This window comes from Brenneria izbisi, assembly GCF_025840185.1.
GTDB classification, from domain to species: Bacteria; Pseudomonadota; Gammaproteobacteria; order Enterobacterales; family Enterobacteriaceae; genus Brenneria; species Brenneria izbisi.
Genome location: NZ_JAMPJU010000019.1, coordinates 1 through 14,109, shown reverse-complemented (window position 1 = coordinate 14,109; position 14,109 = coordinate 1). Strand labels below are relative to the sequence as shown.

Here is a 14,109-nt window from a genome sequence, read left to right as displayed (position 1 = left end):
TTTCTCGTTTCCGGGAAACTTTTCTTTTTCATGCTGGTCTGAATTACTGAAAGACGCGCATTTATTATCATCATCCCTAATTAGAGATGTTTGTTTGGCCACATTTACTGTGGCCTTTTCTTTTTATTGTGCAGCGAGATACGCGTCAAAGCTTAAGGTATCTTCTGCTTCAATCTGCCGCTGACGAAGCCAGGAACGCTCACACTCCACTTGCAACTGTTCTTCCGTCAAGATTTGCAATGGTTCACTAATCAGTATATTACGGTATTCATCCGCAAGATGAAGGCCCACGCCGCCGCTACCTTCTTTCTTCATCAGATCAAGTAATCGCCCAGAGAACGTGCTTTCTGGATCATCAAAGCCTGTTACCAGTTCATCACAAACCTGCTGATAGTAAGGCTGTGTATTTCCGTCATCCAGCACTTCCGCAACACGACGCAAATCGGCAAACAACGCTTTTCCAACTTCAGCAATAGGCCGTTGTGCGGCATCGCAACCCATACCGATAGTCTGCCCTGGTTTACGGCCTTCCAGTATCACGCGGTTCCAGTTTTTACGATTACAAGCCAACTCATCAGCACTCATTTCCGGCGCATCCGCCAGAGCACACCAAATCAGGAACAAATCAAGGAATCGCACCTGACTGGCGCTGACGCCGGTCGGTGAGAAAGGATTAATATCGAGCGCTCTCACCTCAATGTATTCTATCCCGCCACGCAGCAAGGCGTCGGAAGGCGTCTCCCCGGCGCGGGTCACACGTTTCGGCCTGATTGGTGCATAGAGTTCATTTTCAATCTGCAATACATTGGTATTCAACTGTAGATATCGAGCATCTTTCTTTACACCTACCTGAGCATACTCTTCAGAAGGCGTTTTTATGGCGCGTTTTAGTGCGGCGACATAGGTATCCAGATCATTAAACGTAATGCCAAGATTGCTTTGCGATTTATTGGTGTAGCCCAAATCGCTCAACCGCAATGACGTGGCATACGGCAGATAACACATGCCTTTATCGGTGCGCTCAAATGGCAACGATGTTTCACGCCCTTGCAGGAAAGACGAACAAATAGCAGGAGAAGCGCCAAACAGATAAGGAATGATCCAACCGAATCGATAGTAATTACGAATCAAGCGAAAATAACCGGCTGAAATCTCGGCCTTGCCACTTTCAATATCGCTGATGCCCGCTCTGGCCTGCCAAAATGACAGCGGCAACGAAAAATTATAATGCACGCCAGAAATTGTCTGCATCAGCGCACCATAGCGATTCTTCAATCCTTCCCGATAAAGCGTTTTAAAACGCCCAATGTTGGATGATCCGTATTGCGCCAACTCAATATCCTGCTCTGCGGCAATAAAGCATGGCATGCTTAAAGGCCACATCCGCTCATCACCCAGATTACGAGCAACGTGGCGGTGAATATCACGTAAAAACGTCAGCATGTGGTCGATATCTTTATCAACCGGCGTAATAAACTCCAGCAATGCCTCAGCAAAATCCGTTGTAATCCACGAATGCGTTAATGCTGAACCTAACTGTTCAGGATGACCGGTCATGGCGAGATGTCCATTCGCCAATACGCGCAAAGTTTCACGCTCAATGCCACGCTGGATGCCATTCACCGCATGTGGATGTTTTTCCAGCCAGGAAAGCGCTTTTGATATGTCCGGGATCAAATCGACCTCCCGTTGTTAAAATGTAATGTTTGTAAGCATAATTGAAACGCGGCGCCACTCGCAGACCTCATCAGCCAGCTAATGCCACCATGCAATACCTTGTAAGGTTATCCCTGTCAGGACGATATAGCGCAACGCTTTCCCGATACCGATGAAAACGGCTGCACGTATCCAAGGCATACGTAACCAACCCGCCAACACGCACAATAAATCGCCAACTACCGGAACCCAGCTAAATAATAGCGCAGCGGAACCATAACGCTGTAACCAGCGTATTGCTATCGTATGTCCCCGCTGCTGTTTGGGCTTAGGTAATAAGCGCCCGATAAAAATATTTGTTACCCCTCCCAGAGTATTTCCCACTGTTGCCACAATAATCAGCAAAATGGGACTGGCGCTGTCAGAAACCAAGAGCGTAACAAGCAACACTTCCGAACTACCGGGCAATAGTGTCGCACTCAGCAAACTGCTCCAAAAAAGAGAGAATAAAGCCCAGAACTCAGTCACAGTTTACGGACATCAACCACCGCCATCTTCGCACGCTTAGCCGCCTCAATACCATAATCGGCATCTTCAAACACCACACAGTGTTCTGGCGCAATAGCGATAAGCTCTGCACAGCGTAAGAAAGTATCAGGGAAAGGCTTATGGTTGACGACATCGTCAGCACCAACAATGACATCAAAATAGTCGTACAACCCAAGATGTTTTAAAAGCTTGTCGGCCATGCGATGGGTACTACCTGTTCCAACAGCCATAGGGCGGCGTCGATGATAATGCTTGACGACGTCAATCAACGGCAGCGGTTTTACCGTATCCATCAACATGGCTTCCGCTACCGCCGTTTTTTCGTCGGCCAGTTGATACGGATCGATATTCGCCTGATGGCGTTCAATAATAAACTGGGCGATACGCCAGGTAGGTGATCCATTCAATGCGGTCATTACCGCCGCATCATATTTCATTTCGTACTTCGCCAACACCTGGTCCCATGCCTTATGGTGTGTCGGTTCTGTATCGAGTATGGTGCCGTCCATATCAAAGATCAGCCCTTGATAACGATCGTACATCATGACTCCATGCTCATTGGAAAAGAGGGCCTACTTTATCGCAAAGTCAAAACGTTGTCGCTCACTCAATAACCATATAATAATCAGGCCATTATTACTGTTATGGCGGCATCGGATATCTAAGCTGGCCTTATCTGCGCACGCCATCCAACGCACAACACGTCATAGGATAGTGCTTTTTATCCTTAAAAACGCAGCGCGATAACGTCGCAGGCAACGTGTCTTAAGTGAGATATGGATTAACAAGGGAGAATTAACTAAATATGTGGTGCATCCGGGAGGATTCGAACCTCCGACCGCTCGGTTCGTAGCCGAGTACTCTATCCAGCTGAGCTACGGATGCATAATGACGCACAAATTATTTCGCCTGATTAAAGTAAGCGAATAACTTGTTATAAAACTGATTGGGATATTCTGGAATGGTGCATCCGGGAGGATGACTCGGCCTTAGCCTCGCCCCTGTGGGCCGCTGCTACGCAGCGTTATCCTCCCTTGAACAGACTGGCATTAATTCACCCTATGTCAGTTCAAGATGATAATTATGACCATACTAAATATGGTGCATCCGGGAGGATTCGAACCTCCGACCGCTCGGTTCGTAGCCGAGTACTCTATCCAGCTGAGCTACGGATGCATTAATAATTCTTTATCCACTGTAGTGTTTGCTTGTCACTACTAAAACAATCTGCCATTCAAATTGTGCATCCGGGAGAATAACTTAGCTTTAGCCGCGACCTGAGGGCCGCCGCTGCGCATTACCCTCCCTTGACCTGACTGATGTTACTGAATCATATGCCAGTTCAAGATGATAACCACAACCATACTCAGTATGGTGCATCCGGGAGGATTCGAACCTCCGACCGCTCGGTTCGTAGCCGAGTACTCTATCCAGCTGAGCTACGGATGCAATAAAATGGCGGTGAGGGAGGGATTCGAACCCTCGATGCAGCTTTTGACCGCATACTCCCTTAGCAGGGGAGCGCCTTCAGCCTCTCGGCCACCTCACCATACATTACCTGTAGTCACTGCTAAAACTTCTTATCAGTGCTCGCCGGTACTGCGTGGCGCACATATTACTTTCCCGGACTTATAAGTCAAACAATTTTTCCCAACTTATGTTTGTTTGCGCAATTCGCATCCAAGACGAATGAATCCGCAACAAAAAGCGCACTTTATCAACAGAAAAACAGATGGTTATCCGGCAAAGGAAAACGATAACGCGGGCGGGCGGCAAGAACGTGTCGATAAACATCCGAAGGGAAATACGGGAAACAACAATAGCGCCTCGCTTCAGCGAGACGCATTGCCAATCAATACGAGCTCGGCTGAGACTTCTCTGCCTGAATTCGTTGATAGATCTCTTCTCGGTGGACAGAAACCTCTTTAGGCGCATTAACACCAATGCGCACCTGGTTACCTTTTACCCCTAGCACGGTAACCGTTACCTCATCGCCAATCATGAGGGTTTCGCCAACTCGACGAGTCAAAATAAGCATTCTTTGCTCCTTGAAAGATTATAAAGAGTCGGGTCTCTCTGTCTCCCCGTCATTATCCATCATATGTCGTGAAAACGTAAACCTAGACGATGGTATAACGGCCACCATCACACTCTCGGTTTGTCGCTACTTTTTAGTTTAGTCGATAATAAGTAGCTTGTGCCTTTGTTATCGCCACAAGACACTTGAGCATACCCAGATTCGGGGGTTTTCAAAGCGTCTTGCTTGCCGGATACCTTTCCCGCAAGACAAAAACGCCATAACCCATTCATTCAGCCATGGCGTTTGTTAGACAACAAAAAAATATTGATTTACAGCTTGTCAGCGACCCAGGATTCAACACTCGCTAATGCGACAGGCAATGCCGCCGCATCCGTCCCGCCAGCCTGTGCCATATCTGGACGACCACCGCCTTTACCACCGACCTGCTGGGCAACAAATCCAATTAACTCGCCGGCTTTCACCCGATCAGTCAGATCCTTCGTCACCCCGGAAATCAGGCTGACTTTACCTTCAGCCGTTGTTGCCAACACAATGATAGCTGACCCTAACTGGTTTTTCAGGTCATCCACCATAGTACGAAGCAGCTTGGCTTCCACATTATCCAACTGGGTGACTAACAGTTTCGTACCGTTGATTTCCTTCGCTTTACCTGAAAGAGAAGAACTTTCCTGCGCAGCCTGTTGAGCTTTCAGTTGTTGAAGTTCTTTTTCCAGTGAGCGGGTACGCTCAAGTACAGAGCGGAGCTTATCGATCAGATTGTTGCTATCACCTTTCAGAAGTTGCGCCATGTCCTGCAAAACATCGCTTTGGCGATGCAATGCGGATAAGGCGTTTTCCCCGGTCACGGCTTCGATACGACGGACACCAGCAGCCGTGCCCGATTCGGAAACGATCTGGAACAAACCAATATCGCCGGTACGCGTTGCGTGCGTACCGCCACACAATTCGATAGAGAAATCACCCATGGTCAGCACTCGAACCTGGTCGTCATACTTCTCGCCGAAAAGCGCCATTGCCCCCTTCTCTTTCGCATCGGCCAGCGCCATGACGTCAGTTTGAACCGCAAGATTACGACGAATCTGTGCGTTGACGATATCTTCAACCTGGCGAACCTGCTGTGGTTTCATCGCTTCAGTATGAGAAAAGTCGAAGCGCAGATAGCTGTCGTTAACCAACGAGCCTTTCTGCGCGACATGATCGCCCAAGACCTGGCGCAACGCGGCATGCAGCAAGTGCGTGGCTGAATGGTTCAAGCGAATACGGTCGCGACGCGCGCTATCAACAACAGCATCAACGCTATCGTTAACACGCAGAAAGCCTTGGGTTAGCTTGCCGATATGACCGATTGCCTGACCATATTTCTGAGTGTCTTGCACAACAAAGTTTATATCGACGCCTTTTAATTCGCCTTTATCGCCAACCTGTCCGCCAGACTCGCCATAGAAAGGTGTTTCATTAAGGATAACAACGGCCTCTTCGCCCGCCGCAATCTGCTCCACCGATTTTCCATCATGATAGATCGCAATGACCGTGGACTGCTGACGAGTCTGCTCATAACCACAGAATGGTGTGGTTGCATCCACACGGACAAGATTGTTGTAATCCACACCAAAACCGCTGGCTTCGCGCGCACGCTGGCGCTGTGCTTCCATGGCCTGGTCAAATCCCTTCTCATCCACTTTCAACCCACGTTCACGACATACATCCGCCGTTAAATCAATGGGGAAACCATACGTATCGTAGAGTTTAAACGCAGTCTCGCCGTCCAGCGTGTCGCCAGACAGATTTTTGATTTCATCATCCAGCAATGACAACCCCCGCTCCAGTGTGCGGGCGAATTGCTCTTCTTCCGTTTTGAGCGCTTGCTCAACCATCGTCTGATGCTTTTTCAGATCAGTCGCCGCAGGCCCCATGACATCAATTAACGGCGCGACCAACTGGTAGAAGAATGTTTCCGTCGCGCCCAGCATATTGCCGTGGCGAACAGCACGGCGAATGATACGACGCAGAACATAGCCACGGTTTTCATTGGAAGGCATCACGCCGTCGGCGATCAGGAAAGCACAGGAGCGAATGTGGTCGGCAATCACGCGCAGAGATTTATTGTCCAGATCCGTCGTGCCGACCGCTTTGGCAGCGGCGGCAATCAGCGTCTTGAATAAGTCGATCTCATAGTTTGAATTAACGTGCTGCAACACAGCGGAAACACGCTCCAGCCCCATACCGGTATCAACCGACGGTTTAGGTAACGGCACCATGGCGCCATCCGCCTGTCGGTTGAACTGCATGAAAACCAGATTCCAGATTTCAATATAGCGATCGCCATCTTCGTCAGGACTGCCCGGCGGACCGCCGGCGATATGTTCACCATGATCATAGAAAATTTCAGAACATGGGCCGCAAGGACCGGTTTCACCCATCTGCCAGAAATTATCCGACGCATAGGGTTCGCCCTTGTTATCACCAATACGAATAATGCGTTCATGAGGGATGCCGATTTCATTTGCCCAAATATCATAGGCTTCATCATCCGTAGCGTATACCGTTACCCACAATTTCTCTTTTGGCAGGCCAAACCACTCTGGTGAGGTCAGCAGTTCCCATGCGTAGTGAATGGCGTTCTGTTTGAAATAATCACCAAAGCTGAAATTACCCAACATTTCAAAAAAAGTATGATGGCGCGCGGTATAACCAACGTTTTCCAAATCGTTATGTTTACCGCCCGCTCGCACGCAGCGCTGTGAAGTCGTCGCTCTCAAATAGCTACGTTTATCCAGCCCCAGAAATACGTCTTTGAACTGGTTCATACCCGCATTAGTGAATAACAGCGTCGGATCGTTATTCGGCACCAGGGAACTGCTATCAATAACCTGGTGTCCCTTACTGTGGAAAAAATCGAGAAACGCTTGACGGATCTCAGCGGTGCTCTTGCTCATAATTGTCCTGAAATCAAACTAAAAGAACAGATCGCGGGCAAGGTTAGTGCAGCATGCTGACGCTACCGTGCAACTCACGAACAAAAAGTGGGAATAAGATAAATTTTCTTCGATGGGAAGTAAAATCCCGTATGCATCAATCTGAAAAATTCGTATAAACAGATTGGATTTCTTCATGGAAGAAACCACGATATAGCAAATATCGCTGCAATTTTACTTTTTCTTTCCATTCATCAGGCAGAGGATACCCGAATTTTCGTTCTGCCACCGATTTCGCCAGTTCACACCAGTCAATATCACACGCATTAAAAGCCGCATTGATCGTTTCTTTATCAATACCTTTTTGGCTTAATTCCGCTCTGATACGCTGTGCGCCATACCCCTTACGGCTGCGACTGCTGATATAGCGACGGGTAAAACGCTCATCGTCTAACCAACCATGCTCCGTACAATAATGAATGGCTGATTCGATTTCCTCGCGCGAATCCTTTCCGGCAATATCATCAGGATCGGCTTCAACGGGTGCTGATTTATGTAAATACGCCGCAAGCTTGCGGCGTATTTCAACTTCACTATGATCGCGTACGGCAAGCACGTTTATCGCATAACGTAATGGTTTACTCATTCACCAACCCGTAAACAACGTTATGCCGCGCCGCATACACGCTGGCATTAAAATTCTTCGCTTCCTTCACCCGCAACTTCTTCATCATAACCTTCACCAGCCGCAGCAGGGGAAAGCTCACTACCTTTATGCAACAGCATTTCACGCAGCTTCTTATCCAATTCGGCAGCAATCGCTGAATTTTCTCTCAGGAAATTGCAGGCATTGGCCTTGCCCTGACCGATCTTCTCACCATTATAACTGTACCAGGCACCCGCTTTCTCAACCAGCTTATGCTTAACACCCAAATCAATCAGTTCGCCGTAAATGTTGATCCCTTCACCATACAGGATCTGGAATTCAGCCTGTTTGAAAGGCGCGGCCACTTTATTTTTAACCACTTTCACACGGGTTTCACTCCCCACCACTTCATCGCCCTCTTTGATCGAACCAATACGGCGAATATCCAGACGGACTGAAGCATAAAACTTCAGTGCATTACCGCCTGTCGTGGTTTCCGGGTTGCCGAACATGACACCAATTTTCATGCGAATCTGGTTAATGAAAATCAACAGCGTATTAGCTTGTTTCAGGTTACCCGCGAGTTTCCGCATTGCCTGACTCATCATTCGAGCGGCAAGGCCCATGTGTGAGTCACCGATTTCACCTTCGATTTCCGCTTTAGGCGTCAATGCGGCCACGGAGTCGACAATGATGACATCTACCGCGCCAGAACGCGTCAGCGCGTCACAAATTTCCAATGCCTGCTCACCGGTATCCGGCTGAGAACACAGCAGGTTATCGATATCGACACCAAGCTTTTTGGCGTAAATCGGGTCAAGCGCATGCTCGGCATCAATAAACGCACACGTTTTACCTTCGCGCTGCGCCGCAGCAATAACCTGCAAAGTCAGCGTAGTTTTACCTGATGATTCCGGGCCGTAAATTTCGACGATACGGCCCATCGGCAAGCCACCCGCGCCCAATGCGATATCCAGAGACAGAGAACCGGTAGAAATTGTTTCCACATCCATTGAGCGGTCTTCGCCCAAACGCATGATAGAACCTTTACCAAACTGTTTTTCAATCTGACCCAGTGCTGCTGCCAGAGCCTTTTGTTTGTTCTCATCAATAGCCATTTCTACTCCTGTCATGCGGCGTAAAGCATTCTCTACGCGGTCACTTAATCATGGATTGCCGAATAATTGCTGGCATTATACTGTATACACATACAGCATCAAGATTATTTTTACAGAAACTCATCCAACAGCGTTTGTAGCACAAAGTGTACCGACTGCAAGCGCACCTCATTCCTGTCTCCGCTGAATAACATTTTGCGGGCAAAGGTGACGCCCTGTTTATCAGTGAAACCAAACCAGACCGTCCCGACGGGTTTTTCAGCAGAACCACCATCAGGACCGGCAATACCACTCACAGACACGGCGAAATCCGCTCCGGCGGCGCGTAACGCGCCCACCGCCATTTCCTCAACCACCTCGGCGCTCACCGCGCCATGTTGGGAAAGCGTGCTTTGATTCACATGAACCAAATCCTGTTTGGCCTGATTACTGTAAGTCACAAACCCATAATCAAACCAGCCAGAGCTACCAGCTACATCAGTGATCACTTTCGCCAGCCACCCGCCGGTACAGGACTCCGCACAGGTTACCTTTGCGCCACGCGCCTTGAGGCGATCACCAACCAGAGCGCTTAACCGTGAAATCTCAGTTTCCGTCATTGCCATATCATCTTAATGAGGAGGTAATAAACAAGGGTAACACTTTTCCTCATAAAAGCGGGTTTGTCACCAGATATGCGAAGCGCACCGCAAGGAGAGCATGATGTTACATAACATGAAAGCCATTGCTGGAACGCACGCCAATGAACATAAATTCGGCGGGTGAAATCGCTCAGGCATGTTTAAGCAGGCCGGTAACCGCCTCTGGCATATAGACAATGTATCTTCCGGCTTTGCTTCATCGTCAATATCAGTCAAAATGCCCTGCAAGACGTCTTTTCTGGCTAAAAACCACAGGGAGAATTTCCAGTGCGCCCTTCTTTTCTGAAGAACCTTGGTATCAAAAGCGAAAAGGATTCAGATGAAATTCGCAGCAGCATCACGATTGATCGCCCGGCCGAAACGTTATTTGCTCTCTGGCGTAAACCGGAAACGCTGCCCGTCCTGATGAATCATTTCGCTACTATCGATATTCTCAATTACACAGATTCGCGCTGGCGCGTTAATACACCGTTTGGCGCCCTTATTGAATGGCAGGCCAGAATCGTTGATGAAAAAAACGGCGAGTATATCCATTGGCGCTCGCTTGAAGGCGCGCGTATTCCCAATGAAGGCCGGTTGTCGTTCAAACCCGCGCCATCGGGAACGGGCACCGAAGTCACATTGATGATCCGCTTCGATCCCCCCGGCGGTTTACTGGGAAAAAAAATCAGCCAAATGTTCGATATTTTATCCAAGGAAATGCTGATAAAAACCCTACAGCGCTTCAAAAACCTGGCTGAAAACGACGAAGCCTGAAAAGGGAAAGTCCGCCGGGAGGAATTGGTATTATTTATGGCTGTATTTATTGCGCAACATTTATTACACAACATTGTTTTCAATCGCCCACAGGAGATTAAATGCTGGAACTGATTCAAACCATCGGCGTTGGCTTAGTCCTTATTTTACCTCTCGCAAACCCTCTTACCACCATCGCCGTGTTTCTCGGCTTGTCTGCGGATATGAGTCAAGACGAGAAAAATCGACAGATATTTCAGACCTCGCTGTACGTTTTTATCATTATGACCGTCGCATTCTATGGCGGTCAGTTAGTCATGAATACCTTCGGTATTTCGATTCCCGGTTTGCGTATTGCCGGTGGTTTGATCGTGGCGTTTATCGGCTTTCGTATGCTTTTCCCGCAACAAAAAGAGCCTATCCCTGAAGTCAAAAGCAAAACGGATGAAATCAATAACAGCCATATAAGCAATACAGTGAATATCGCCTTCGTTCCCCTGGCAATGCCCAGCACTGCCGGCCCTGGGACCATCGCGCTTATCATCAGTACTGCCTCACAAATCAAAAGCGGTGTTGATATCACACCGTGGGTGATAACCGTCTCCCCCATACTGACCTTTATGCTGGTGAGTTTGCTCCTGTGGCTGACGCTGAAAAGTTCTCATCTGATTATAAAACTGATAGGGAAAGGCGGCATCGAAGCGATCTCGCGTCTGATGGGGTTTCTGCTGGTCTGCATGGGCGTTCAGTTCATTATTAATGGCACGTTGGAGATCGTGCAAACCTATCACTAATCATACGTCGCGCGTTATTGACGGGTTGGGTTATATGATCGCGCCGCAACAATAAATTTAATATTGGCAAGGGTAAAACCGGCCTCAGGAGTCACTTAGCTTTCTCGCCATCTTTCAAGTATTCAGGCAAAAAAAATCCCGCGCAAGGCGGGAAAAGTCATTCTAATGACAGGGATGGTTAACACAACATTCACAAGGATGTGAGGTATTACAAGGGATGGAAGAAATATAACAAGAAAAATGTATAGTATTGTCATAGTCAGGTAAGGTTAATAAGATGGATGTAAAACAACATTGGTAATACTTTATTTTCGGCACCTCCCTAACTGATTATTCTGATTAAAACCAGCAGGCGTATCATGCAAAAATAAGCTGTAAAATCAATATGATTATCGCAACACCATAAAATAACCGGCCAAAAACTTGCCTTATCTCGATCACTCACCAAGGCTTAAGTATTGAATCTGAAATTCGACAGATTCTACTATGCTGATAAGGAGAAAGAGATGAGCACTTTTATTACAGAAGACGGTACAGAGATTTATTTTAAAGACTGGGGCGAGGGCAAACCCATTCTCTTCAGCCACGGCTGGCCTCTTGATGCGGATATGTGGGACAGCCAACTCAATTATTTCGCTGAACAGGGTTATCGCAGCATTGCATTCGATCGCCGTGGCTTTGGGCGCTCCGACCAACCTTGGTCTGGCTACAATTACGATACCTTCGCCGATGATATCAACCAGCTAATCCATCATCTTCACCTTAAGGACATCACACTGGTTGGCTTTTCAATGGGCGGCGGTGATGTGACGCGTTACATCTCCCGCTACGGTACAAAATATATTGATGGTCTGGTATTGCTTGGCTCCGTTACGCCGTTTTTTCTCAAAACGGATGATCACCCTGAGGGCGTGGAAAAAAGCGTATTTGATGATATCAGGCAGGGGGTACGTAAAGATCGCGCCCAGTTTATCAGCGACTTTTCCACCCCGTTCTATGGCCTGAACAAAGGATCGGACGTATCACAGGGCGTGCTGACTCAAACGCTGAATATTGCGCTACTGGCATCACTCAAAGGCACGATAGATTGCGTTACCGCCTTCTCCGAAACAGATTTCCGCCCTGACATGGCAAAGATCGATGTTCCGACGCTGGTCATTCATGGCGATGCCGATCAGGTTGTTCCATTTGAAGTCAGCGGTAAGCTTTCGGCGAGCATGATCAAGCAAGCACAATTGAAAATCTACCAAGGTGCGCCTCACGGCTTTGCCGTGACTCATACCGACCAGTTGAATCAGGATTTGCTGGCATTCCTGAAAAGCCTTTGAATTCATGCCCGGCAAACACAACGGATTCCATTATTGTTTGCCGGAAATCATGTGAGCCGCTTTTATTTATGCCACTGATTTTCGCTATCGTTTGTCACTACATCACGCCCCAGTTTCATTCGGGTTCAGCTTCGCCCTCCACTCTCCTGGATGCAACGGGTAAGCTGATTACCGTTTCGGGGCTGTAAGCATCCCCCGCTCGATGCCGCTATTCAGTACATGTCTTCGTAGGCTGCTCCATACCGAATTATTTATCTTACTCTTACGAATATTTCAGCGTTCAATGAAACATTGGAGCGGGTTGTACTACATTGAAATAACAGTGAATACATTGAAAAGCAAGTTCAATTGGAAACAATAAAGGAGTATTTATGAAATTATGGTCAGCCCTGACAGGCGTTGCCTTATCACTGGCATTAGTGGCTTGTAAGTCTCCCAAACCGCCGAAAGGCGTAACGCCTGTCGCCCAGTTTGATGCGGCACGCTATCTGGGCAAGTGGTATGAAATCGCTCGTCTGGAAAACCGTTTTGAACGTGGCCTGGAGCAAGTGAGCGCCACCTATGGTAAGCGCGGCGATGGCGGCCTTAGTGTGCTGAATCAGGGCTATGATCCCGTAAAGAAACAGTGGAAATCAAGCGAAGGGAAAGCCTACTTTACCGGTGACACAACGACTGCGGCACTGAAGGTTTCCTTCTTCGGACCATTCTATGGCGGTTACAACGTCATCGCGCTGGATGATAATTATCAATATGCCTTAGTCAGCGGACCAAACCGTGACTACTTGTGGATCCTGTCACGTACACCAGAGATCCCTAACGATGTAAAACAGCGCTATTTATCCATCTCAAGAGAACTTGCTTTCCCGGTCGATAAACTTGTATGGGTGAATCAGCAGGCTAATTAAAGGGCAATCTCACCAAATAAAAAGATTTTACGAAAAACGGTTTACCCTCTCCACCTTTCATTTTTTATCTTTTTTTTAAATAGTTAAGTGGTGAATAGCGGGTAACTAGATGATGAGTTACTCATCACCAATGTGGCTAAGGTACTGCCAGGCTGTAATTGTGGTACTCTTTATCGCATATATATGCGGATTAAAGGTGAAAGCACATGCGATATGAAATGGCGGTACTCGCGGCTCTGGTACAAGAGGATTCCCCTAATACGCAAGCTATCGTAAACGCTACAGGTATCTCTGAAAGAAAGGTACAGGACGTGTTAAACATGCTCCAGTCAACGATGGATATCGGCATTACACGTGCAAAAAATGGCAAACGACAGGCCTTACATATCTCGTCATGGGGCGTGTTTGGTGACGGGGCGCGGCTGATTGAAAAATTGAAAAATACCGACCTGTTGATATTCAAACAACATCGTAAAATCACGACAAAAGCGTTGCCAAACAAAACGCGATCCTCACGCATGGTGACGCTGGAAGAAAAACGTGATTACTACAATCAGGTGAAACTCAAAAACTATCGGGACAGTATGCGTCTTGAAGGATTCAACGTTGAGGATACGCCGCTTCCCGCTGACAAGCAGGAAAGAGAAGCGCTGAGAAAAAATCTGATAGCCATGTATAAGGCGAGTGGTTATGTCTGATAAATAGAGACTGTAATTTAAATTGTGTAATTGTCTGTTTTTGATATGTTCACTCCAACAACGGAGACAGGCAAACGATGGAC

Annotated in this window: 13 protein-coding genes and 4 tRNA genes; 5 read left to right on the top strand and 12 right to left on the bottom strand. The window is 47.8% G+C overall.

Going from position 1 to position 14,109, the window contains the following annotated elements; translation table 11 throughout:
* Nucleotides 1-123: 123 nt before the first annotated feature.
* The 12 genes from gshA to pncC form a co-directional block, all read right to left on the bottom strand.
* Complete coding sequence (gene gshA, locus NC856_RS16745; protein WP_264091589.1) at nt 124-1,677, bottom strand: glutamate--cysteine ligase; 1,554 nt, start codon at nt 1,675-1,677, stop codon at nt 124-126.
* A 78-nt stretch (nt 1,678-1,755) separates the two neighbouring features.
* Entirely contained in the window at nt 1,756-2,184 is a 429-nt protein-coding gene (locus NC856_RS16740) for a YqaA family protein (RefSeq protein ID WP_264091588.1), read from the bottom strand.
* Nucleotides 2,181-2,747 carry a fructose-1-phosphate/6-phosphogluconate phosphatase gene (gene yqaB, locus NC856_RS16735; protein ID WP_264091587.1) on the bottom strand — a complete coding sequence of 189 codons (567 nt, stop codon included), beginning with the start codon at nt 2,745-2,747 and terminating at the stop codon, nt 2,181-2,183. Before yqaB ends, NC856_RS16740 begins: the two co-directional genes overlap by 4 nt.
* A gap of 266 nt (nt 2,748-3,013) precedes the next feature.
* A tRNA-Arg gene (locus tag NC856_RS16730) sits at nt 3,014-3,090 on the bottom strand.
* A gap of 214 nt (nt 3,091-3,304) precedes the next feature.
* Nucleotides 3,305-3,381: transfer RNA gene (locus NC856_RS16725), tRNA-Arg, on the bottom strand.
* A 196-nt stretch (nt 3,382-3,577) separates the two neighbouring features.
* A tRNA-Arg gene (locus tag NC856_RS16720) sits at nt 3,578-3,654 on the bottom strand.
* A 7-nt stretch (nt 3,655-3,661) separates the two neighbouring features.
* Nucleotides 3,662-3,754, bottom strand: a tRNA-Ser gene (locus tag NC856_RS16715).
* 303 nt (nt 3,755-4,057) lie between these two features.
* Nucleotides 4,058-4,243, bottom strand: a complete 186-nt coding sequence (gene csrA / locus NC856_RS16710; RefSeq protein ID WP_113868615.1) for a carbon storage regulator CsrA — start codon at nt 4,241-4,243, stop codon at nt 4,058-4,060.
* Nucleotides 4,244-4,554: 311 nt separating this feature from the next.
* On the bottom strand, nt 4,555-7,182 hold the full coding sequence (gene alaS / locus NC856_RS16705; protein ID WP_264091586.1) for an alanine--tRNA ligase: 2,628 nt from the start codon (nt 7,180-7,182) through the stop codon (nt 4,555-4,557).
* Between the two features lie 136 nt (nt 7,183-7,318).
* Complete coding sequence (gene recX, locus NC856_RS16700) at nt 7,319-7,807, bottom strand: recombination regulator RecX (RefSeq protein WP_264091585.1); 489 nt, start codon at nt 7,805-7,807, stop codon at nt 7,319-7,321.
* 47 nt (nt 7,808-7,854) lie between these two features.
* Nucleotides 7,855-8,925: a recombinase RecA gene (gene recA, locus NC856_RS16695; protein ID WP_264091584.1), complete on the bottom strand. Its 1,071-nt coding sequence runs from the start codon at nt 8,923-8,925 to the stop codon at nt 7,855-7,857.
* A gap of 110 nt (nt 8,926-9,035) precedes the next feature.
* The gene (gene pncC, locus NC856_RS16690) at nt 9,036-9,524 is read right to left on the bottom strand and encodes a nicotinamide-nucleotide amidase (RefSeq protein ID WP_264091583.1); all 489 of its coding nucleotides are present in this window, start codon (nt 9,522-9,524) and stop codon (nt 9,036-9,038) included.
* A gap of 309 nt (nt 9,525-9,833) precedes the next feature.
* Between pncC and NC856_RS16685 the strand changes: the two genes are divergently transcribed.
* From NC856_RS16685 to NC856_RS16665, 5 genes are all read left to right on the top strand, one after another.
* Nucleotides 9,834-10,322: an SRPBCC family protein gene (locus tag NC856_RS16685; RefSeq protein ID WP_264091582.1), complete on the top strand. Its 489-nt coding sequence runs from the start codon at nt 9,834-9,836 to the stop codon at nt 10,320-10,322.
* A gap of 101 nt (nt 10,323-10,423) precedes the next feature.
* Nucleotides 10,424-11,095, top strand: a complete 672-nt coding sequence (locus NC856_RS16680; RefSeq protein ID WP_264091581.1) for a MarC family NAAT transporter — start codon at nt 10,424-10,426, stop codon at nt 11,093-11,095.
* Nucleotides 11,096-11,601: 506 nt separating this feature from the next.
* The gene (locus NC856_RS16675) at nt 11,602-12,423 is read left to right on the top strand and encodes an alpha/beta fold hydrolase (protein WP_264091580.1); all 822 of its coding nucleotides are present in this window, start codon (nt 11,602-11,604) and stop codon (nt 12,421-12,423) included.
* A gap of 371 nt (nt 12,424-12,794) precedes the next feature.
* Nucleotides 12,795-13,328 carry an outer membrane lipoprotein Blc gene (gene blc, locus NC856_RS16670; protein ID WP_264091579.1) on the top strand — a complete coding sequence of 178 codons (534 nt, stop codon included), beginning with the start codon at nt 12,795-12,797 and terminating at the stop codon, nt 13,326-13,328.
* Nucleotides 13,329-13,534: 206 nt separating this feature from the next.
* Complete coding sequence (locus NC856_RS16665; RefSeq protein ID WP_264091578.1) at nt 13,535-14,026, top strand: YhfG family protein; 492 nt, start codon at nt 13,535-13,537, stop codon at nt 14,024-14,026.
* The last annotated feature ends 83 nt before the right edge of the window (nt 14,027-14,109 follow it).